Annotated in this window: 18 protein-coding genes; 12 read left to right on the top strand and 6 right to left on the bottom strand. The window is 53.5% G+C overall.

What is annotated here, in order from left to right; genetic code table 11:
- The first annotated feature begins 76 nt into the window (after positions 1-76).
- From LAO76_01610 to LAO76_01570, 9 genes are all read left to right on the top strand, one after another.
- Positions 77-1450: a dipeptidase gene (locus tag LAO76_01610; GenBank protein ID MBZ5489612.1), complete on the top strand. Its 1374-nt coding sequence runs from the start codon at positions 77-79 to the stop codon at positions 1448-1450.
- A 17-nt stretch (positions 1451-1467) separates the two neighbouring features.
- Positions 1468-2184 carry a phytanoyl-CoA dioxygenase family protein gene (locus tag LAO76_01605; GenBank protein ID MBZ5489611.1) on the top strand — a complete coding sequence of 239 codons (717 nt, stop codon included), beginning with the start codon at positions 1468-1470 and terminating at the stop codon, positions 2182-2184.
- 494 nt (positions 2185-2678) lie between these two features.
- A complete protein-coding gene (smc, locus tag LAO76_01600; GenBank protein ID MBZ5489610.1) occupies positions 2679-6638 on the top strand; it encodes a chromosome segregation protein SMC in 3960 nt (1319 codons plus the stop codon).
- A 128-nt stretch (positions 6639-6766) separates the two neighbouring features.
- The gene (locus LAO76_01595) at positions 6767-7150 is read left to right on the top strand and encodes a L,D-transpeptidase family protein (protein ID MBZ5489609.1); all 384 of its coding nucleotides are present in this window, start codon (positions 6767-6769) and stop codon (positions 7148-7150) included.
- Positions 7151-7497: 347 nt separating this feature from the next.
- Positions 7498-8412, top strand: a complete 915-nt coding sequence (locus tag LAO76_01590; GenBank protein ID MBZ5489608.1) for a phosphoribosylaminoimidazolesuccinocarboxamide synthase — start codon at positions 7498-7500, stop codon at positions 8410-8412.
- A gap of 12 nt (positions 8413-8424) precedes the next feature.
- On the top strand, positions 8425-8958 hold the full coding sequence (locus LAO76_01585) for a CvpA family protein (GenBank protein MBZ5489607.1): 534 nt from the start codon (positions 8425-8427) through the stop codon (positions 8956-8958).
- A gap of 101 nt (positions 8959-9059) precedes the next feature.
- Positions 9060-9341, top strand: a complete 282-nt coding sequence (locus LAO76_01580) for a histidine kinase (GenBank protein MBZ5489606.1) — start codon at positions 9060-9062, stop codon at positions 9339-9341.
- Positions 9342-9418: 77 nt separating this feature from the next.
- Positions 9419-10108, top strand: a complete 690-nt coding sequence (locus LAO76_01575) for an HAD hydrolase-like protein (protein ID MBZ5489605.1) — start codon at positions 9419-9421, stop codon at positions 10106-10108.
- An 80-nt stretch (positions 10109-10188) separates the two neighbouring features.
- On the top strand, positions 10189-11967 hold the full coding sequence (locus tag LAO76_01570) for a type II and III secretion system protein (GenBank protein MBZ5489604.1): 1779 nt from the start codon (positions 10189-10191) through the stop codon (positions 11965-11967).
- 96 nt (positions 11968-12063) lie between these two features.
- Here the strand turns inward: LAO76_01570 and LAO76_01565 are convergent, their stop codons facing one another.
- The 5 genes from LAO76_01565 to LAO76_01545 all read right to left on the bottom strand — a co-directional run bounded on the left by LAO76_01565 (position 12064) and on the right by LAO76_01545 (position 19675).
- Complete coding sequence (locus LAO76_01565) at positions 12064-13011, bottom strand: DsbA family protein (GenBank protein ID MBZ5489603.1); 948 nt, start codon at positions 13009-13011, stop codon at positions 12064-12066.
- An 18-nt stretch (positions 13012-13029) separates the two neighbouring features.
- Entirely contained in the window at positions 13030-14670 is a 1641-nt protein-coding gene (locus LAO76_01560) for an NAD+ synthase (GenBank protein MBZ5489602.1), read from the bottom strand.
- 40 nt (positions 14671-14710) lie between these two features.
- On the bottom strand, positions 14711-15940 hold the full coding sequence (locus tag LAO76_01555; protein ID MBZ5489601.1) for a hypothetical protein: 1230 nt from the start codon (positions 15938-15940) through the stop codon (positions 14711-14713).
- Positions 15941-16235: 295 nt separating this feature from the next.
- On the bottom strand, positions 16236-18485 hold the full coding sequence (locus tag LAO76_01550; protein MBZ5489600.1) for a hypothetical protein: 2250 nt from the start codon (positions 18483-18485) through the stop codon (positions 16236-16238).
- A 2-nt stretch (positions 18486-18487) separates the two neighbouring features.
- Positions 18488-19675 (bottom strand): hypothetical protein, encoded by a 1188-nt coding sequence (locus LAO76_01545; GenBank protein ID MBZ5489599.1) that lies wholly within the window; start codon positions 19673-19675, stop codon positions 18488-18490.
- 676 nt (positions 19676-20351) lie between these two features.
- Between LAO76_01545 and LAO76_01540 the strand changes: the two genes are divergently transcribed.
- The 3 genes from LAO76_01540 to LAO76_01530 all read left to right on the top strand — a co-directional run bounded on the left by LAO76_01540 (position 20352) and on the right by LAO76_01530 (position 21708).
- Positions 20352-20603: a hypothetical protein gene (locus tag LAO76_01540; GenBank protein MBZ5489598.1), complete on the top strand. Its 252-nt coding sequence runs from the start codon at positions 20352-20354 to the stop codon at positions 20601-20603.
- 99 nt (positions 20604-20702) lie between these two features.
- Positions 20703-21485 carry a hypothetical protein gene (locus LAO76_01535; protein MBZ5489597.1) on the top strand — a complete coding sequence of 261 codons (783 nt, stop codon included), beginning with the start codon at positions 20703-20705 and terminating at the stop codon, positions 21483-21485.
- The gene (locus tag LAO76_01530; protein ID MBZ5489596.1) at positions 21457-21708 is read left to right on the top strand and encodes a hypothetical protein; all 252 of its coding nucleotides are present in this window, start codon (positions 21457-21459) and stop codon (positions 21706-21708) included. The genes LAO76_01535 and LAO76_01530 overlap by 29 nt, the downstream gene beginning before the upstream one ends.
- 14 nt (positions 21709-21722) lie before the next feature.
- Here LAO76_01530 and LAO76_01525 read toward each other — a convergent pair whose 3' ends face one another.
- The gene (locus LAO76_01525; GenBank protein MBZ5489595.1) at positions 21723-22715 is read right to left on the bottom strand and encodes an IS1595 family transposase; all 993 of its coding nucleotides are present in this window, start codon (positions 22713-22715) and stop codon (positions 21723-21725) included.
- Positions 22716-22793 lie beyond the last annotated feature (78 nt).

Genomic DNA, 22793 nt, shown 5'->3' with positions numbered 1-22793 from the left:
TTGTACCCGCAACAAAGCTTCACCCGCAACATCGCGATATACTGAAAGGTTCATTCATCTGTCCCGGAGGACGCATATGGCTTCATCCGCAGTCACTTACGCCAGAGAAAACCAGCAGAAATTTTTAGGTGAGTTAAAAGACCTGCTCCGCATCCCCAGCGTGAGCACCGCGCCGGAGCACAAAGAAGATGTCCGCCGCGCAGCCATGTTCGTGGCCGACGAGATGCGCCGCATCGGCCTGGAAAACGTTGAGGTCATCCCAACCAAGAACCATCCGCTCGTCTATGGCGACTGGCTGCACGCGCCGGGCAAGCCCACTGTACTCTGTTACGCACACTATGACGTCCAGCCGCCCGACCCGCTGAATGAATGGCTCTCGCCGCCGTTTGAGCCCACTGAGCGCAATCAGAACATCTACGCCCGTGGCGCCGTGGACGACAAAGGCCAGCTCTGGATGGAAATCAAGGCCGTGGAAGCGCTCATGCGTGGACACAACGGCAAACTGCCGCTCAACGTGAAATTTATTATCGAAGGTGAAGAGGAAGTTGGCGGCGAGTCGATCGCGGCTTACGTCCGCGCGCAAAAAGCCAAACTGAAAGCCGACTTCGCTCTGGTCTGCGATACCGAGCTCTTCGCGCCCAATCTTCCTACGCTCTGCGTGGGCTTGCGCGGCCTGGTTTATACCGAAATCGAAGCCGTCGGCGCCAAGACTGATCTGCATTCCGGCATGTACGGCGGCGCAGCGCCTAATCCGTTTTTTGCGCTCATCGAGATCATCAGCAAGCTAAAAGATTCCAAAGGCAAGATCCTGATTCCCGGCTTCTATAAAGGGATGAAAGCGCCGAGCAAAGACGAACTCAAGACTTGGAAGCGCCTGCCGTTCAATGAAGAGCACTACCGCAAGACTGAAGTCGGTTCAAAAGTGCTGACCGGCGAACCCGGCTATTCCGTGCTCTATCGCACATGGGCCCGCCCAACGCTTGAAGTCCACGGCATGCCCGGCGGCTTTACCGCTCCCGGAGCCAAGACCGTAATCCCCGCCCGCGCCTTTGCCAAGGTCTCCATGCGCCTGGTGCCCAACCAGGACCCTGACGACATCCTGAAGAAATACACCAAGTTCATCAAGAAGCTGACGCCCAAGGGAATTGAGACGAACGTCAAGGTCTTCAGCAAAGGCCCAGCCTGCGTGGTAGCCACCAACAATCAGTACATCAAAGCTGCCACCGAGGCGTTGCATGACGTTTTTAAGAAAGATACGGTCTTTATCCGCTCCGGCGGCTCCATTCCCATCGTGACCGATTTTCAGGACGTTTTGAAAATCCCCAGCGTAATGATGGGCTTTGGCCTGCCCGACGACAATCTCCACGCGCCCAACGAGAAGTTCCATATCCCCAACTTCTATCGGGGGATTGAATCGATCATCGGGTTCTTTGAGAAGCTGGGAGCATAAGAGGATCAGGTGATCTGGTGATCGCACGTGATCGGGAGATCGAAGAACCGAACGCTGCCTCTCTTCGCGTTGCCGACGATGGCTGCGCCATTGTTCCGCAAGTCGTAACTGCTGAAGACATCCGTTGCTTGCTCCTTGGTTTAGAAGAGTCAACATCGCAGCGCACTAGAGCGGGCGTGCGACATTTATTAAGCAATCCGGTTGTGGCCGAGCTGGCAGCGGATCTGCGCTTGCTTGGGATCGCACAGTCGGTTCTAGGCCGCGATGCTTTTCCCTTCAAAGCCACACTATTTGACAAGTCCTCGATGGCAAACTGGCTGATTACCTGGCATCAGGGCACCGCCCTGCCACTTCGCGAAAGACAGGAAACGCCGGGCTGGGGACCATGGTCGACCAAAGAAGGCATAATTTATGCGCACGCTCTAGCCAGTGCGTTGGAAAGGGTTGTGGCGCTTCGGCTACATCTAGATGACTCGAACCAGGAAAATGGTCCACTGCGGGTGATTCCAGGCAGCCATTGCCAGGGTGTTTTGAGTGATCAGCAGGTTGAAACCGTTGTCGGCCAGATAGAGCATGTAACATGCTTGGTCGAGCAGGGCGGTGTCATAGTAATGCGACCTCTCCTTATTCACGCTTCGTCGAAATCCCAATCGGACAAACCTCGCCGCGTGCTTCACATCGAATACGCAACCCGGGACACGGTCGCTGCGCCTTTGCAATTGGCGATCGCGTAGCTAAGCGCTTTGGCCTGCCCGACGACCTGCATGATCCGCTTTTTTATCCGCGCTCACCTGCGCAAATCCGCGGGTAAACCCCTCTTGCCGCATTTGAGCCTTGCGCTTCCGATCACGCGCGATCCCAGCGATCTCATCAATTCACCTTAATCCTTTAGCCCCTTGCACTCTGGTGTACCAATTCGCGCCTTAAGCCACCTTGCTTCCCTGCACCATTCGCGCTACAGTTTGTGTAGCTCTCGCGATTCTTCCGTCCTCTTAAATAAAACCTCACAGGAGTGTTTTGGTCACTGGTTGCACAAGTGGTGCGACATCCTGTGGTCAGGCGCACTTATCCACAACATATTGTGGGCTTTGCTCTTGACCCCCGGTAACTCTCTGGGTACTCTAGCTGGAACGCGGGTTAGCTACTCCAGCCGGTAGCGCCGAAAGAGAAAAACGCACCTGCCAGCCACAGTCGTGCGACCATTGGCCATTCCTGAAGGAGTAGGAAGTTGCTAAAACTTAAGAAGCTGCAAATCCTTGGATTCAAGTCCTTCTGTGACCGCACGGAGCTGAAGTTTCCGGGCGAAGGTATTGCCGCCGTGGTGGGTCCCAACGGGTGCGGAAAGTCCAATATCTCTGACTCCATTTCCTGGGTGCTGGGAGAGCAGTCCGCCAAGAGCCTGCGCGGCGTGCGCATGGAAGACGTAATCTTTGCCGGCACGCGCGACCGCAAGCCCACCGGCATGGCTGAAGTGTCGCTCACGCTGATTGATCCCCAGGTGTATGAGGGCGAGGTCAGCGCCCAGCCAGAAATCGACGTCCGGGATGACATGCCGTCAGAAGACGATTGGGATGAGGCTTCTGTCCGCGCCAATGCCGCTGAAGCCACTGAAGCCCACGTCGCGGAAGTGCAGCCCGGTCCACTCGACTGGAAAGAGGGCATGGAAGGCGAGCCGTCGGATGCTCAAGCTACTGCTGTAGCCGAAGAAAGCACCGCAGATGCGACGCAGGAAGGATCGCCACAAGCAACGGCAGGACAACCAGCTTCGACCGAGCCCGATGTAGCTGATGCCCAAGCCGCGCAGACCAACGGCGCTGTGGTCCTCAAGATCCGCCGCCGCAAGTTCAAGCCCATGGCATTCGCCAAAGGCGAAATCATGGTCACGCGGCGACTGTTCCGCACCGGCGAAAGCGAATATCTCTTAAACGGCAAGCTCTGCCGCCTGCGTGACATTCAGGACATCTTTATGGGCACCGGCCTGGGGCCGGAGTCATACGCCATCATCGAACAGGGCCGTATTGGCCAGATCCTGAGCAGCAAGCCGTATGATCGCCGCGCCATCATTGAAGAAGCCGCCGGCATTACCAAGTTCAAGACCAAAAAGCGGCTGGCGGAAGCACGGCTGGAACAGTCGCGACTCAATCTGGCCCGCATCAATGACATCTTTGACGAAGTCACAAAGCAGATGAACTCGCTCAAGCGCCAAGCCTCCAAGGCTGAGCGCTATGCCCGCCTGCGCGACGAGATGAAAGAAAAGCTGCGCGTGGTGCTGGCCAGCAAGTTCGCCCAGATGGGCCGCGATGAAGCCGGGCTGAACGATTCGCTGGAAGCCGTTGGCGAAGAGATTCGCGGACATGCCGAGGCCGTGAGCGCCAAAGAAACAGAATTCTCAGAGCGCACGCAACGCGGCTACGCCATTGAAAGCGAGATCGCGCACAACAGCCAGACAATGAATGCCCTGGCCGTTGAGACTGAGCGCGCTATTTCCCGCCGTGGATCGAACCAGGAGCGTTGCGCTGAGCTGGACGCGCGTTCTGCAGCAGCCCAAGCCGAACTCGAGCGTGCGCAAGCGCAATTGCTTTCCTTGACTGAAGAAGTGCAAACCAACCGCAGCTTTGCCGAATCCGCGGCTTCTGAAGTTGCCGCAGCACAGCATGAATGGCAAGCGGCGCAGCAGTCTTCGCAGGACGCGGCCACTGCCCTCTCCGATCTTGAACGCCAGCAAGAAGCGCGCCGCCAGAACGTAATGGAAGCCATGTCTTCGGCCTCGCAGGTGCGTAATCAGGTGATCCAGGCAGAAGAGCACATGACCGCGCTGGATCGCGAAGCCATGCGGCTTGAGCGCGAGGCTACCGCCGCGCAGATTGACATTGAAAGCTTCGGCGGCAAGCGCGGACAGATCGCTTTTGAGTTTGAAACCATCACGCAAACCGCCGCTGCTCTGGGTACTCGTATCCAGGAGATTCGCGGGCTCATTGAAAGCAAGCGCAAGGAGGAAGAAGATGGCAAGCGCAATCTTGATACTCTTCGCGCCGAGTATGCTACTGCTCTGGGCAAGAAAAGCTCGCTGGAATCGGTGATCAATGAGCACGGCTACTCCACGGAATCCGTAAAGCGCCTGTTCCAGTCGAACGCCATGGGCCATGGATTCACCCCTGCCGGCGTGCTGGCAGACTTCCTTGAAGTCGAAACCCGTTATGAAGGCGTGGTGGAAGAATTCCTGCGCGACGAACTAAATTACGTCGTGGTCAAGTCCTGGGATTCGGCCAATGAAGGCATGCGTCTGCTTCAATCAGACGTTGACGGCCGCGCGACTTTCCTTGTCCATCCTGAAGACGCGCAAGCCAAATTTTCCTTCGCCGCCAGTGACGCGCCGCCACCGACTTCGGAGCGGCGAGAAGAACTCGTCTCACTAAAGAACTGCATCCGCGTGCTGGATGGCTTTGGCCGGTCGCTTGAAGTTGTGCTGCCCAAGCTGCGCGATGGCTACATTACCGCCGACGCCAGCATTGCCCGCAACCTGGCGCTGGAAAACCCCGACGCATATTTCCTCTCCGCCACCGGCGAGTGCTTCCACAACGTAACGGTGACAGGCGGCAAGCAGCGCAAAGAAGGTCCTCTTTCGCTCAAGCGCGAACTGCGTGAGATTGGCAAGATCGCTTCTGACCTGGAAGCGGCAATCCGGAACGAGCAGGCGCGTGTGCAGACTCTTGGCCGTGAACTCACAGAACTGAGTAAGCTGCTGAGCACGCTGGAAGAAGAGCGCCGCGAGGCGGAAAAGCAGGCCCTTACCTCGGGCCATGCCCTCAAGCAAATGGAGTCTGATCTGGCGCGCACGGAACAGCGCCTGAACACCTATCGCCTGGAGATTGAGCGGACGCGGTCAGCCCGGAACGAGAAAGAACTTGTTGTCGCAAAGAAGCGCGAACAGGCGGAAGCGCTGGAACAGAAACGCCAGGCGCTGGAAGACGAGATGAAGGTCGCGCAGCAACGGTTAGTCTCCTTGAAGACGGCGCGTGACGAAGCCGCGCAGACTGCTTCACAAGCTGCGGCGCATCTCGCTGTGGTGGAAGAGCGTCGCCGCACAGCGGCATCTGCACTGGAACGGATTGAAGCACTGGCAGCCGAAGCCAAGCAGCGGGTCGAGTCATTGCAGACGCAGATCCATTCTGCGGCTGCAGAGAAAGTCCAGCGCGAAGCGGAGAACATGCAAATCGCGGACCGTCTGGAAGCGCTGAGCACTGAAAAAGCTGCGGCGGAAGCCACCGGAGTACAGCTTCAGCATGAGTCTGACCAGGTCCGCGCACGTATTGCCGAAATCGATCAAGAACTGAAAGCCGCACGTATTGAATTGGACGCCGCGCGTGAGCGCAAGAGTGAGATCGGCACGCTGCTGGCCAAGTTGCAGTCTGACTTGGCGCACATGGCTGAATCCTGCTTGAACGAGCTCGGCATCAGCGCAGACGACCTCCGCGCCAACACAGAAATTCCGTTGGTGGAAGGCGAGCAGCTTGCGCTGGATGAAAATAGCTATCGCGAGATGCGTACGAAGCTGGACAACATGGGTCCGGTGAACATGATGGCACTGGAAGAATTCAAGGAGACCGAGACGCGCCACCAGTTTCTGGAGACGCAGCGCAAGGACCTGTTGGAGTCCATTGAGAACACGCAGGCCACCATCAAGGAGATCGACGAGTTCTCACGCCAGAAATTCCAGGAAGCGTTTGACCGCATCAATGAGAATTTCCAGTTTACCTTCCGCAAGCTCTTTGGCGGCGGACAGGCCTTCATGCGCCTGACGGACGAAGTGAACACAGCCGAAAGCGGCATTGACGTGGTGGCTTCACCTCCGGGCAAGAAGCTGCAAAACGTACTGCTGCTTTCCGGCGGTGAAAAAGCGCTCACCGCTCTGTCACTGCTGGTCGGCATCTTCCAGTATCAGCCCAGCCCGTTCTGTATCTTAGACGAGGTGGACGCACCGCTGGACGAAGCTAACATCGGCCGCTTCACGGAACTGATCCGGGAAATGGCCGTGCAGACACAGTTCATCATCATCACGCACAGCAAGAAAACGATGTCGATTGCGCCAGTGATGTATGGAGTGACGATGCAGGAGCCGGGCGTATCAAAGATCGTCTCCGTGAAGTTTGGCGCGGAAAGCGGAATTCAAAGAGCAGCGTCGGCGTAAACGTCTAAGTGATTATTCTGGACCGCCGCATTCAGCTCACAGTTCTCCTCATCCTGGAACTGTGTTGTGCGGTAGCTGCTCCCTCAATTCAGGCCGATAAAATTGTCATCTTGAAATCTGCTCGCACAATGACCCTGCTCAACGGGGGCAAAGTTCTCAAGACCTATAAAGTGGCTCTTGGATCGGTCCCTATCGGCCCGAAACGGGTTGAGGGCGATCATAAAACACCCGAGGGCGATTACATGATCGATGCAAAGAACCAGCATAGCCAGTTCCATTTGTCGCTACACATCTCCTATCCCAGCGCGGCAGATCAACAAAGGGCGCGCAGCCTCGGTGCACGACCAGGCGGCGCAATCATGATTCATGGACTCGCCAGGCCATTTGCCTATCTGGGGCCATTGCACCGCCAAACCGACTGGACCGATGGCTGCATCGCCGTCACCAACGCTGAGATTGAAGAAATCTGGAAGCTGGTTCCGGTGGGAACCACTGTCGAGATCCGCCCGTAGTTTTCTTTTGAACTGGCTCAAAGATTTTTTTCCTCGTCAAGCGCATTTTCTGAATCGGCATTCAATTGCAGTCCGCAGCCAGATGCGCCGCGAAATTCTGGAGATCGATATTTTTGTATTTTGAAAAAATATTTTTTGGCGCACGTTTAATTTTTAGTAACCGGTACTACAAAGTCCCGTGAAAATCAATGCAAGAAAATCCTTGATTCATGCGGGTTTCACGGCTTGTGCAATTCCCGGCTTTTTTTTGCGCAGTGTATTCATTTGCATGTTTGAAATTTGTAATTTCCACGGTTGACAAAAATAGTTGAGAGGCTAGAATACGTCCTCGCCCACGTATTTCTGCCATGACAAGTCAAAGCGCACAAAGCCGAATTCTTCTACAGACAGATTTTCCTGAACTTACACTCCATGCTCGCGGCAAGGTACGCGATTTATACAATCTGAACGGACAACTTCTGTTCGTCGCCACCGATCGCATCTCAGCGTTCGATTATGTTCTGGCCACAGGTATCCCGGAAAAAGGGCGCGTGCTCACGCAGCTCTCGCTTTTCTGGTTTGATTTCCTGAAAGATGTGGTCAAGAACCATCTGGTCACGGCCAGCGTTGACCAGTATCCTGCTCCGCTAAAGAAATATGCCGATGACCTGCGCGGCCGCTCCATGCTGGTAACCAAAGCGCAGATGATTGACATTGAATGCGTGGCGCGCGGATATCTTTCCGGGTCGGGTTGGAAAGAGTACCAGCAGACCGGCGCGGTCTGCGGCATTAAGCTCCCGGCAGGCCTTAAAGAATCTGACAAGCTGCCTGAACCGATCTTTACGCCTGCCACCAAGGCGCTGAGCGGCCACGATGAAAATATCTCGATCGAGGAAATGGCCAAGCGCACGGGAAAAGAGATGGCAGAGAAGTTGCGCGATTTAACGTTAAAGATTTATAAGACGGCAGCCGACTATGCAGCCGGTCGCGGCATCATAATCGCGGATACCAAATTCGAGTTCGGGCAGACGTCTCAGGGCCTCATCCTGGCGGATGAAGTCCTTACACCGGACTCATCGCGTTTCTGGCCGGCCGATAAATATGCGCCAGGCAAAGCGCAGGAATCCTTTGACAAGCAGTTTGTTCGCGATTATCTGGAGGCAATCAAGTGGAACAAGCAGCCTCCTGCGCCTTCATTGCCGGAAGATGTTGCGCGGAAGACCAGCGAGAAGTACATAGAGGCATACAGGATTTTAGCGGGACGCGAGCTGCCCGCAGGTTGAGAAGCCGATGGCATGAATGCGCTTGATTGGATCATCCTCGTGATCATGCTCTTATCGGCCCTTCTGGCAGCGGCCCAGGGGTTCTTTTTTGAAGTTATCTGCCTGGCAGGTGCAGTGGTGGGGTATTTGCTGGCGGCGTGGGGGTACGGCAAGCTTTCCCCGTGGTATTTGCAGTACGTCAAGTTGCCCGCATTTGCGGACTTGGCGGGCTTTCTTACGATTTTTGTGTCGGTGGTCCTGCTGGCGGGCGCTCTTGCAAGGATAGCCCGCTGGATGGTGCACGAAGCAGGACTCCGATCCGTTGATCGCGCGCTGGGAGCGGCGTTTGGTTTTGTTCGCGGCATGGTGATCGTGACTGCCGGGTTAATGGCGATTACGGCTTTTGTACCTGAGTCGAAACAGCTGTCTGGCTCACAACTGGCAGGATACTTTCTGGTGGCGGGACGTGGCGCAAGCTGGCTGGCGCCGTCCGATGTCCGCGAGAAGTTTCGCGCTGGAATCATCAAACTCCGCGGTGGGCCCAGTCCGGGAGCGACAAAGAAGTGAATAAGTCGCGAGGCCGAACACCATGCCAAGAAAGCTGTTGGTGGTTTGAGGCGAAGCGACACAAACAAAAGATTGGCGCATCTGGAAAGTGAGGAGACTCTGTGAAGGACCAGCTCGAAGCACTCGTAGCGCAAATGTATAGCAGCGGCATTCTCTACTCTGAAGCCGTGCGGGAATTTAAGAAGCGCTTCATCATGAACGTCCTGCAGCAGAACCGGGGAAACCAGTGCAAAGCCGCCCGTGAATTGGGCATGCACCGTAACACACTCAGCCGGACGATCACTGAGTTGAAGCTGGATGTGCGCCAGCTCCGCGATGGTGGAAGGCGGCCTGTACGGAGCGAAAAGCCGGCGCTGCTGGACAAACAAAAGCTGGTTCGCTAGCACGCGGCTCTCCCTGAAATTGAATCCAATTTAACGTGTCAAACCTGGCTCCAGATACTGATGGAGGAAGAGCGTTCGTGCGTCCCGGATTCCGCTGGGACAGCTCCGATGCTTTTCTCTTCGATATTGACGGCACGCTGCTTAACAGCCGGGACGCGGTCCACTATTTTGCCTTCCGCACGGCCATACGCGAAGTCCTTGGGATTGAAGCCAGTATTGAGGGCGTGCCCGTTCACGGAAACACCGACGTAGGTATCCTGCGCGCCGTATTGCAACGTGCAGGCCTGCGCGACCGTGCCATTGATAAGCACATGCCGCAGATTGTGGCCCGGATGTCCGCCGAAGTGCAGCAAAACCACGAGCATCTGAATCCTGAGCTTTGCCCATCAGTTCTGGAACTGATCAAATATCTTCAAGACCAGGGCAAGCTGTTGGGAGCGGCTTCAGGAAATCTGGAAACGGTGGGCTGGCTCAAGCTGGAAAAAGCCAAATTGAGGCCCTCATTCGCATTTGGGTCATTTTCCTTTCCGCGAGAGATGCGTGCAGAAATCTTCCAGCACGGAATTGATCTGGCACGTCAGCGCCTGAGCGAGCAAGCATCTGTGACTGTAGTAGGGGATACGCCGTCCGATATTGAGGCGGCACGGAAAGTGGGCGTACCGGTGATTGCGATCGCGACCGGCATTTACTCTTTTGCCCAGCTTCAGGCCCATAATCCCGACGCATGCTTTGCCTGCGGCACTGATTTGCTGGCATTTACCGGTTGAATGCTTCACAAACTTCAGTAATTGGTCGCAATATTCCTGCCATGAATCGTTCTTAATGACGATACAATGATGTTTCCCGCATGAAAACCTTGTTCGCCATCTTGTCGCTGTTTATCTGCATCGCCTGCATGGCCGCGGATAAACCCAAGTCCGTCGGGACTCCCCTGGTTTCCAAAGAAGACAAAAAAAATGCGGAAAAAGAATTCAAGAATGCGCAGGACTTGCAGCGGGCAGGCAAGCCCGACGACGCTCTCATAGCAGTACTTAAAGCCCAGGAGCTCATGCCTGGCAACGTGGAATTTATGACCATGGGCGAAATGCTGCGGCAGCAGATCGTCGGCGATCACATGGAAGCGGGAAACCATCTGGCCGCGGCGGGCGACCCCGCGGGCGCTGCACAGCGCTTTCGCATGGCGCTGGCTATTGACCCGCAGAATGCTTATGCTGCCCAGCGCTTGCGTGACGTGGAGCCGCCAGATGGCGACGCCGAACACAAACACGTGCTGCAATTGCTCGCCTCGGTGGACCAGATCAACCTGCAACCTCAGCCGGGAAGAAAGAGTTTTCATCTCCAGGGCGATACCCGGCAGCTCTATACCCAGATTGGCGCCGCTTTTGGCATCTCCATGCAATTTGACCAGAACCTGGCCAGCCGGGTCATTCGCTTTGACCTGGATAACGTAGATTTCTACACAGCAACTGACATTGCGGGCAAAATGACAAAGTCTTTCTGGTCTCCCATTTCCAGCCATGACGCCATGGTGGCCAGCGACACGGTCGAGACCAGAAAGCAATATGAGCGGCTGGCGTTGCGTACTTTTTACGTCGGCAATGTATCTGCGCAGACGGACCTGAACGATCTTGTCAATGTGATGCGCACCATCCTGGACATGAAGCTGGTCAGCATTCAGCCGAGCCAAAATACCATCACTGTGCGCGCACCCCGGGAACAGGTGGAAGAAGCGGCGAGCCTGCTTGATAACTTGATGGACGCCAAGCCTGAGATGTCGCTTGAGGTGACGGAATATGAAATCGATACCGACGGTCTGCGGGACATGGGCCTGAACCTGCCGACCAGCTTTCAGGTATTCAACATCCCTTCAGAAATCCGGCGAGTGCTGGGCTCAGACGCGCAAAGCGTCATCGATCAGCTGAACCGCACCGGAACCATTGATCCCAGCACCATTTCGCCATCAGCGCTGGCAAATCTGGCAGGCTCTCCTCTGCTGGGGCCGTTTCTGGTTTTCGGCAAAGGCAAGGGATTGACGGGGGTCACCGCTCCTCCGATCACTGCGAAGCTGTCCTTTAATTCCTCCATCGCTACCAATCTGGAGGCGATGACGCTACGAGCCATTGACGGTGAGGCCGCCACATTTCGCGTCGGCACAAAATTTCCTATCGTAAACAGCACATTCAGCAATGTAGCGCTCAGCACACGCGGTCAGATACAGGTAGGAAACACGCCGCAGTTCACCTATGAAGATCTGGGAATAACCCTGAAAGTAACTCCGCACTACCACTCGAACGGCGATATAACGCTGGTGACAGACCTTAAAATTCAAGGCCTGGGAACGCTACAGATCAACAGCATTCCGGACATTACCAGCCGTTCTTATGTTGGAACCATCACTGTGCATGATGGCGAGCCATCCGTAATTATGGGATTGATGAGTGAGCAGGAGCTGCGGTCCGTTCAGGGCTTCCCCATTCTCAGCAACCTTCCCGTGTTGAAAAATGTGTTAAGTTCAACCTCAAAAGAGCGCATCCACAATGAAATACTGATTATTATTACGCCGCACGTGGTGCGTAAGCCGTTTCATGATCGCGGCAGCAGCGTCTTCTGGAACGTAGGACCGTAGAAGAACATGCTTACCACTGACTCGCACTGATGACAGTGATACGGAAAACTTTTTCCTAAGGATCTCTTGAGGTCTTTTGACCTCGACCCGCCATGCTTACTTCCCTGCGTGATCGATTTCAAACTGCACAAGCTGTTTCAGATTCTCATACGGAATGTTGGCGATGCCCGGGACCCTGCGGCCATTGATGAAAACCGTAGGCGTCTCATTAACGTCCAGGGTCGCGCCCAGCGCCTGTGATTTCTTGATGCGGGCATCCGTTTCCGGCGAAGCTGCACAGGTAGAGATTTTCTGTGCATCGTAGCCGGCCGCAATGGCAAGTTCCTTCAATTTGTCATCGGCCGTGGCCAGCGCAATCCCGCCCTGGTTTTCGAAGATGGAATCCACGTATTTCCAGAATGCATCCTTGTCCATTTGTCCCGCGCAGTCGGCGTACTGCGCGGCTTTCAACGCCCACGGATGCAAGCTGGCGGGCAAAGGAAACTGCTGGAAGATGAACCGCACCTGGGGGAAATCCGCAAAAAGTTTTGCCAGAACGGGCTGCGCCACTTTGCAATGCGGGCACTCCAGGTCACTGAACTCAATGATCTCAATCGGCGGATTCTGGCCGCCGCGGCTGGGGCCAAACGCGCCTTTAAGATTGGCGCGCGCCGCGGCAAACGGGTCGGGGCCAAAAGGAATCATCTGTCCGGCAATCGCGGTCTGGGATCCCGGAGCCAGATAGAGATGCACCGGCGGTTGCTTGTTCATGGACACCAGAATTTCCGCAAGCCCTGGAATGCTTGATTCGCGGATATCAAATATTTGCCAGCTAACGCCCGGATCATAGCCGAAGCTCCGTTTCATGGAGGCTTCTACCTCCTCCATGGTGGGCAGGGCTGCTTTCTTTTGCGTGCTTTGTGGCGACGCAGCGGCGCTAGCGGTCTGGGTTGCCGATTTTTTGGGCGAAGCGGTTTGCTTTTTCGCGGGAGCGGTTTGAGCGTTCGCCCCGCCGAAAGCGAGAAGAATGAAGGTTAAGAGAGCTGTGGTCATTAATTTGGTCATGGATTTCATCGTGATTTTTTACACTTCCGATTTTTGTGCGATTGGAAAACGGCGGCCAAGGCCAAAGGCCTTCGGCGTAATTTTTAGTCCCGGCGCCGCCTGCTGGCGCTTGTATTCACTGCGCTCGATCATGCGGATCACGTCACGAACCAGCCGAACATCGTAGCCGCGGTCCGCAGCGATCTGTTCCGCAGTGCGGTAATCCTCAACGTAATCCTCAAGAATATTGTCCAGAACTTCGTACGGCGGCAGTGTATCAGAGTCCTTCTGCCCGGGGCGTAGTTCGGCGGACGGAGGTTTATCAATCGTCGATTGCGGAATGACCGGCCTAAGCGAGTTCACGTAGCGGCTCAGTTCGTAAACCATGGTCTTGGGAACATCCGAAATCACACCGAGTCCACCCACCATATCTCCATACAACGTGCAATAGCCTACTCCAACTTCTGATTTGTTTCCGGTCGTGAGCACCAGTGCGCCGAACTTGTTGGAAAACGCCATGAGGATGTTGCCGCGGATGCGCGATTGGAGGTTCTCTTCCGCAACATCTTCCCGCATGCCGGCAAATAACGGCGTCAGGGCCTTGCGGTAGCCATCAAAAATGTCACCAATGGCAATTACCTCAAAACGGATTCCCAGCTTGCACGCCAGCTCACGCGCATCCTTGATGCTGTGCTCGGAAGAGTACTGGCTGGGCATCGCAATGCCAGTCACATTCTCTTTGCCCAGAGCATCCACCGCAATCGCCGCCGTAAGAGCTGAATCAATGCCTCCGCTCAAGCCAATCACAACTTTGCTGAAGCCGCACTTGCGGACGTAATCTCGTGTCCCAAGGGCAAGAGCAGCGTAGGCGCTCGGAATGCCCACGGTGGTCTGCTCATGCATGTCGCCCTGCATGGTTTCAGAATCGAAGATAACCAGATCTTCCTCAAAGGATTTTGCCTGAGCCACAATTTCGCCATTCGGCGCGATGGCCATGCTGGATCCATCAAAGATCAGGCTGTCATTCCCTCCAATCTGATTCACGAACAGGACCGGCACTTTGTTGTCGCGCGCGATGGTGGCCAGCATCTGGCGGCGCAGCTCTCGTTTTCCCAGATGGAAAGGCGACGCGGAAATGTTCAGCACCATGTTGCCTCCGGCGTGGAGAAGTTCGTCCACCGGATCTACACGGTACAGGCGGCGAGGCCAGAAGTGCTTGTCATTCCACGCATCTTCACAGATGGTGAGCGCGAATTCCTTGCCCGCCAGTGGAAGCAGTTTTTGCGATTCAGCGGGATCAAAGTAACGCATCTCGTCGAAAACATCGTAGGTGGGCAGCAGCATTTTCGACTGGACAAATTGCACCGCGCCCTGCCGCAGCACCGCTGCGGAATTCATCACAGACTTGCCGGTTTCCACCTTTGCGGGCGACACAAAACCACAGACGATGGTGATTTGCGGAACGGCTTGCGCAATCTCATTGATCACCTTCTGGTTGCGCTCGACAAACGCGGGTTTTTCCAGGAGGTCGCGCGGGGGATAGCCACAGACAGCCAGTTCAGGAAAGAGGACCATCTCCGCGCCCAGCGCAAGGGCCTGGCGCGAAGACTCTATGATCTTTTTGGAATTACCGGTGAAATCACCTATCGTTGGGTTGATCTGCCCGAGAGCAATCTTCACCCTTCTAGTTTAACCGCTGCTTTGGTTTGCGTCAGCCCTCTCACAGCGGAGGCGTCTTCACTGGATCTTGCGGGGTCTTCTCCTGGCTTTCCGCCGGCTGCTGATCAGTGCTGCCGGAGCCTGTTTGCTTGCCGTTGGTGCCCCACTGCGGCTCGTCCTGGGGCGTCGGCGGCGGTAACGGCTTGGCTGGTGAAGCGCCTCCAGCCTGCTGCGTCATAGGATCTGGCTGCTCGTCCGGCCTCTTCAAGGTCGGCTTATGAGTAGGTTGATCCTGCTGGGGCACACCGCTCACGTCTTGCGGGTTGTTGCTTGACTTCAGCGCGGCCAGCGTGGGGACACCATCTTTTACGTCAACTTCTTTCTCGGTCTTTACAGTGATCTGTCCCCCAACTTTCGCGGTCTTCACCTGGACTACTTCATCGCCAACAAAGCGCACAAAAACCACGTCCTGCGGAGGCGCGCCGTAAATCCATTCTTCGTACTCTTTACCCTTATCGTCTTTTTCGCGGACTTTTTGCGGCGGGCGATCTTTGGCCATTACGACCATGTCATGATTCATCCCGACAAGAACTTCATGCCGCTTCACGGCTTCGCGAATCTTGGGCGGCAGCGTATCGACAAAAACTTCTGCGGCGGTCTTGACGGAAAAGTCCAGCACGGGAGTAAGCATCTGCTTCAATTCCGCGCCTGTCATTTCCGGAACATGCTTCTTGAATTCCAGCGTTACGGCTGCGCCGGTCGGCTGGGCCTGGTTGGGATCGACGCCTCCGGTGCTGCCGCCCATCCCGGAAATCTCAATATGCTGGTACCACTTGGTTTTCTTTTTTGGGCCGCCATTAATCTCCAGGTAAATCGACTTCTCCTTGAAAACGATGTTGGTAATCTGAACACGATCACCGACCTTGGCTGCGGCGCCATAAGTCTGCGCCATCCTGTAGAGTTGCGCATCCCCCGGTTTCACCATGCCATCCGGCGCGATGACAAGGTCCTTTTCGCCGACCGGTAAATTCTTGCGTACGTGAACAAACTCAGCGTCAATGACCCGAATGAGCTGCATTTTGGTGCCGTCATTCAGATTTTGCCTGCCGTCCAGATCCATTGGCTTTAAGTGAGGCGTGGTATCCGGCGCCGATGGCGGCTGAGCGTCAGGCTTAGGAATGTGTGAATCCAATGAGTTGCCGGGGGTAACGGTAATCGGGGACGACTGGCACACCGCGAGGCTGCAGGCAGTTGCAATCAGGGAAAAAGAGAGTATGGTACCGCGTAGCATGGGAGCACCTGGGGGCTGCTGTCTCCTTTAACTATTCTCCAAACCGGGGGAATTTTCAACACAATTAGCAGCTCTCCAAATTAGATGCCAAAGTGGGGAAAAGCGTGCAACTTGCCGTGCATTTCGTCCCAGAGTGGCAGCGAAGCCGGAATCTTCACCACGGAGGCGGAGGCACGGAGAACAGCAACATTTTTGAAACCCAGAAGAACGAAAGAAGCGATGAGGCTCTTCCCACCCTTCGCAAAAGCGGCGAAAGGATGGGGCACCCGCCGGATCACAAGGTCCCGTTCGGGCACTATGCCACGCGGTTCTCAATCATAGCGGCAAACAGTTTTAGCGTCTTGGGGTCTGCAGCTCTCAGTTGGCTTACAAAGCCCCGCTCATCTTCTTTCGTTAGTCTCAATTTCCCGCTCGCCAAGGCTAGCAAGAACTCCAGAAGCGCTTCGCCTCTCTGATTGTTGCGATTGTGCAAAATAGATTCAAGGATCCTTTTCATGTCACCGCTCGATTCTTTCTCAATGCTGTAATCCAGTTCCCAAGGAATGGCGGCTCGCAGCAAGGATGCTTGTATGACCCCATCATTAAATCTGTCAAAATTACGAGGCGACAAGATGACGCGGTGATAATCGACCTGCGTTCCTTGAGATGCCTTGCCATGAGCTGATCTGAATTGATGTAGAACTGCAGAAATCGTTAGATACACCTCTGCCTGTGTAAAAGGAAGATCGTCATAGTCAAATTCCCAAAAGGCGAAATTCGGACTCAATTTAAGTGAATCGCCGGCAACCGTCCGCCAAAACAACCCGTTTTGGAGACCGTCAGTTCCTCCGGAATCGAGTTCCTCAATCCGCTCGTCAATGACTCGAAGCGAATTTGGCTCATTCCCAAATGCGTCGCGTAATCGAAGAAGAAATGCCCTTTCCTCAGCCCAAGGGGAAGGTCTTTCATCTGGCAGATAGATAACAGACACTATGTCGAACCGATGATCTCGCGCTCCGTACTGTCCATATTGCACATTTCGACGAATCTCGTCCATGCGCCGGTTACTGTTCGTACGTGCAACTCCTACCAAGTATTGAATCGAATTGTTCGTCTGAATCTGGCGAAGTGCTTGGCTAATAGCGAGTAGACTTCGACCTGATACTATGCAGGAGCCCACAACAACCGTAGTTCCATCGGACAAAATATGTCCTGGAAGGTTGGAATTTACATCGGTTGCACTGACTACTTTCGGTTCCTCCATCTTCCCGCATTGTCGATAAAAATCCGTCAGTTTTCCCGCTAGCATTTTCGAAGCCGGATCATCTAAATAAATGACTCTCTGAAGCGATGCTGGGGTAGCTTGTCTCAGTAAATAGCTCATTTTGTTGTGAAAGTCAGTTTCCGGAACTTTTGCGTCCAGGATGCTTTTCAAATCAAGATAAAGCTCATGCTCTCGGCCAGGAGTACTTGTACGCCCTGGCCGGTGACACGAGATTACCCCTTTGCCCACAAATGTCTCCATGAACTCACTAAGCCATTCAGGCGCATCGGTTCTTTGTAATGTCTGCGAGATAACCTTGGGATTCTCCGGGAGAAACTGGTCGCCCGCGATCCGAATTGCAAGCAGCCCCTGCTTACATAGGCCGCAATCATCGTGAGGAAAACTAATGATCGGATCAAAACCCTCTGGATTGGTCGCAGGGCTCTTGGTCAGATCGCATACCACTTGGCTAGTCGGTTGTCGCCTGCCCAGATAATATATCGTGACGATCTGTTCTTGAGGAATCTGATGCAATTTCATCAGTTCAAGTTCCAACTCGTGAGACGTTGAAGCAGAAATCAGCACCAGCGATTCTTCTGTTCCCTCAAAGCGAAACGATTTAAGCTTACTGTAAGAGCTAAAGCTATCGATCATGGGCATTTCAAAAGTGGTATCAAAACTCTGCCGCAGCGCAACCAGAGCATACGCAACGGCGTTGATTGCCGCAGTATCGGTATATATGTGTGTAATGTTTCTGTGGAGCATGTAAGGTAGCAGGCTAAAGGCTATGAAGCTTACTTCTGCTCCGCGCATTAGCACATTGGCAGTTCTGATGAATTTGTCAGAATGCTTACCAGAGGGCTTCACGTAGTGATATTGCCCCAGGCTATCCAACATACCCTCCCGATCTTTGAATATGCGCATGAGGCCCTCTTGGAACAAACGGGCTAAAAAGTGAGCGGACGTGTATTCATTGATGTTGTCTCCTATTCCAGTAAATTTTCCCTCCTTGGTAATCCAGAGAGCATTGAGAGCGGGTGGACCGACATATCTCGTCATTGCTGGGAGTGCCAATATGACTCTTGGCGATTTCGCCAGTTGAGAGATAGCAGTAGCATTGCCGGCAGTGCCAATGAGCAGAATTGCATCAGGGGGAATCGCCGTGGAGAAATGAGCTTTCAGCCTTGCTTCAAGAGCATCGTCCGTCAGCTGGGCAGAAGCACAAAAAACGGCGCAAATACGTTGCGGCTTTCCCCGCGTCTTGTCCTGGTGGGCGTAATCGTACACAAAGAATTCGTACATATTCAGTCGCAGCGGAGACTAATCGGAACAAATATCGTAAATAGAGTCCCGTCCATCCTCGAAAGCTCGGAAGTTTCCATCGTTCCAGTTTGCCAGTCCAGTAGAAACGGCTCAGAGTCAGCCTGAGATGACTCATATGGGTTTTCAACAAAATCCCTAAACAGGTTGAGCCGACCTGTTCTAACCCGTAAGAATCCTCTCAATTCAGTAAGCAGTTGCATCACAGTATGTAAACCCACTCCTCGATTAGTCTGAAGGCTACTGCTCGAATGTAAGCGAAGACACTTCATGACAGCCTGGTACTCCAAGCTGAGAGGATCGGAAGGTGCAAGGCAACGCTGCAGAATACGCTGCGCTAATCCAGGGCCACTATCAAAAATAGATATTTCGACGAGGCGTTGACGGTCGCGCGCAAATTCAGGCCCTGAATGGGAAAAATAATTACTGAGGGGCGGCGAATTCCCCAAGCTTTTGTTGAGACCATGTCTGGGGATGTTATGAAATGCGAATCTAAGGCCACGCAATGAACGCTTAATGCGTTTTCCAGAACAATCTGTCCGCGCCCATAAATGAGTGTTTTCGAAGATTTCGTGCAGGATAATTCCCATTTGCATTACGTTACGGAACGGAATGCGTTCCGAAGTGGTGTTGATCTCAGCCGTTCGATTTAGCAGTTGTTTAGATAAGTTGCGGAAATCTTCGATCCCCTTGACGTCTTTGTCAGGAGTATCAGTCTGGAAGTAAAAGCATGGCAAAAATGCTTTGCTGGTGTGATCCGCACAAAGCAGGAACACCTTTGGTCCGTGACTGGCCTTCTCAAGACCAGATTCCATAGACTCAATTCTGCTCTTAGCGATAGTGAGAGCCAAACTGCGCAAAGAGGATTTTTTATCTCTGGCTAAAACATCGGCTGAACCGAGCACTGCAACGAGACCGTGATCGTGGGCTATTAGATTCGTTAGCTGCGTATTGGCTTCATCTTGATTCGTTATGTAAGTGATGAGCCGGCCCTCTGGATTCCGAGCTGACCACGTTGCGAGCACTTGTATTAAAGCGACTGTGCCGCCTAGCAGATCGCCTTCCACATTTGTCGGAAGCAAAAGGTCAACAGGTTCTGCAGCGGTCTGGATTTCATGCAGCAGCTTCTCTGTATTTGCAATGTTGGCCCGGCTGTTTACCCGAATGATCATCTCTCGTCGCCCAAGCTGCTAATGATAGCAAAGTGGATGTCGCTCTCCTTATTTAAGGGCCCAGCGAACTCCATGTTGGTTGACGCTGATGCTCGGCGTTCGTGAAAGCACAACCGCAGGCACTTCTTCTCCTGCGCTCATTACGCGGCAGTAATTTTGCGTTCGCGAGAAAATTTTGGCGGGGATAGCGCGTCATTGCCGACATCGTCGTGAGAACCACAACTTTGCTAGCAGGAAAAGGTGATGGAAACGCGTTTTTTGCTTGACATTAAGGCGAACAAATGGTAAATTTAGAAATTCGCTCCAGAGCGGAGAAGTTGTGCCGTGGACGATCTTTGAAAACAGAAGCTTCTAGCTACTAGCCGCTAGCTCCTAGCCAGAAAAAAACAACCCCAAAGTCCCCAACATCCGTGGGCCTCTGTGCCACACTAAGGCCAACCCTACGCCAATCTGTGGGTACATCGCTCAAGTCCACGCCAATCTGGGATGACTTGGGTGACAATATACTTGACTCATGTCGAGTATACCCGCATACTATATGGGCCGTGATGGGGTTTTTCGCTGTTTTTTTGTTGCTATCAGCCTGTGCTTTCGCTAAAAGGATAAAGACGGACGCGCTCGTGTTCTCGCACGAACGCGCCCTGACCACAAATCACCTTTTCTCGAAAGGCGAATCATGGCTGCAAAAAGTATACGTCCCCGCAAGAGACGCAAACCAGACCCCTTTGCCGTTGTCCGTGGCAAGGTCGTTGAACGAATCGAAGTTTCAACAATGGACGACGATTGCTCAATCGGGATTATGTTCAAAGACAGAACCTATCTCAGTTTCGATATTGAGCCGTTCCTTCGCATCACTCCCGATTTTTCCGATTGGAAAACTCACAACTACAAACGCATCAAACGCTGGCCACCTCTCCGCACCGAATAACAATTTCTCCAACCTCAAACCGGAACCCGCAGAGATGCGGGTTTTGTCTTGTAGTGCCGGGACGGCAATAGGACAATGGAGGACGAGAGGTGGTGAACGATGCTGCGTGACTTGCTGCGTTTCCTGTGGACTGCGTTTATTGACCATTGGGCTACGTGGGTCACTGGAACAGGAGTTGTGGGCCTTTTCCTGTGGGCCGCTAATTATTACGAACGTATCAAGGGTACGCCTATGAAGCTGCGTACCAACATTCTGATACTTTTTTGTACGTTCTGGTTCTTTGCCACATTTGCCGCATGGCATGATGCCGACCATAACCTCGATGTCGCCAAAACAAAAGATGCGCAGGATACCAGAGAGTGGGACGTGTGTAAGGGAGACTTGAAAGCCGAGATCGGGCGAGCAGAGTTGCTAGATGGGCAACTCCATTCAGCGCAGAATAATTTCAGCAGCCAATTACGTACATTGTCGGGGCAGCAACAGACGATGGACTCACAGCAAGTAGCAATGAATAGCTGTGTAGTTGCACTTGGAAAGGCAAATACGCCCGAGCCTGCAAAAACAACATTCCTAATGTTCAGAGCAGATCGCAATCTGCCTCAGCAACCAGGGAAGCACATCAATACCGTAGTACTCATGAGTAATCGTACGATCAGTCCCGTCCGTGGGATATTCGCGTGCGAAGGGGAAATAAAAGAAATTGACCCCGTTATATCAGCAGGGCCAAGCGGAATACAGATGGGAACCGGGGGGCCTATCCAGCAAGGACACATGTCCGAAGTGTCTATTTCTTCCCCCGCATGGACACCTATGAATCCTCTCGTCATAACTGTTTTTTATGATGAAGATGATCTTGGGCGCTGTGCTTATCGTCCACTATAGAAGAGAGTGGTCAGAAAGGAATATCATGGAAGGTATAACAGCAATGAAAATTCCTGAAAAATACGAGCCGAAAAACACTGATGAATTCGGCACGTTTGACCGTGCAATGACAAAGCTGCTGGCGGTCCCCGCCGATGAATTGCAGCGCAAAATCAAGAGACACAAAAAGCGCAAGAAGAAATCTAAAGCCAGCGAATCCGGCCCTTCCCGCGATTCTGCATAGGCTTGTTAAATCTCTTAGAACGGTATGTCTTGGTAGGGCCGCTCCATACCCTTACCAGTGAGTTCCTGATAAGTGATTCGCTTGCCTAACAGTTGCGAGATGGCTAACCGGAAACGGTCGCCATCGCCAACAAAATGTTTTTTGGTCGCACGATTGTTGTAACGAAATACTTGCTCATCGAGGTAACGGAAAAGATGGAACGGTTCAACGGAAATATAGGTGCCTTTCAATCCGCGCTTTACGAGACTCCAGAAGTTTTCCAGTCCGTTCGTATGCACTTGCCCGTTCACGTACTCTTTGGCATGGTCAACGATTCCATGAGCGTATTCCTTGTCCAGTCCCCAATAAGAGTGGCAATCATCCGTAGAGAGCTGAGAGCCGGATTCGACGTTATCCCTAACAAGTGCGTGCAAAGTTTGACGCTCTCTATTCTCAAGAATCTGAGTTCTCACTTTGCCGCCACGCTCCAAGATTCCGCCGACTATAACTTTATTAGCACCGCCTTTTGGCATTCCCGGCTGAGTCATTTTGGCGCGTTGCTTTTTGTGCATGAAACGGGCCTTACCGCCTATGTAGGTTTCATCTACTTCGACGTGCCCTTGAAATTTTGCCAAAGAGCCATTCTGGAGAGCCAAGCGGATACGATGTCCAAGAAACCATGCGGATTTTTGCGTGACTCCAATAGCGCGATGAATCTCGTAGCTGCTGATTCCGTTCTTGTCGTTACAGATCATCCAAATAGCGCAGAGCCATTTGTCCAGCCCGATTGCGCTCTCTTCCATGATGGTTCCAACCTTGATACTGAATTGCCGCCGTACGTGTTCATTGACACACTGCCAAAGACGGCGCGTTTTGAGGAAATGAACTTCTTTGCCGCCACAAGTCGGACAGATCACAACACCATCAGGCCAGCGTTTCTTAGCCAGATACGCAAGGCAGTTGTCGATGTTGCTGAAATATGTGATTGCCTCTTGGAGCGTTTTAGGTTCTTTGATCTCGCTTGTCATGAAAAAAGAATAGCAGGTTTGTTCGCATGAGTCAAGTATGTTATTGCCGATGACTTGGGATGACCCCTTTCAAACCTA

This window comes from Terriglobia bacterium (assembly GCA_020072645.1).
Classification (GTDB): domain Bacteria; phylum Acidobacteriota; class Terriglobia; order Terriglobales; family Acidobacteriaceae; genus Angelobacter.
Note: the sequence above shows the minus strand (reverse complement) of the source record. Positions and strands in the feature narration are given on the sequence as shown.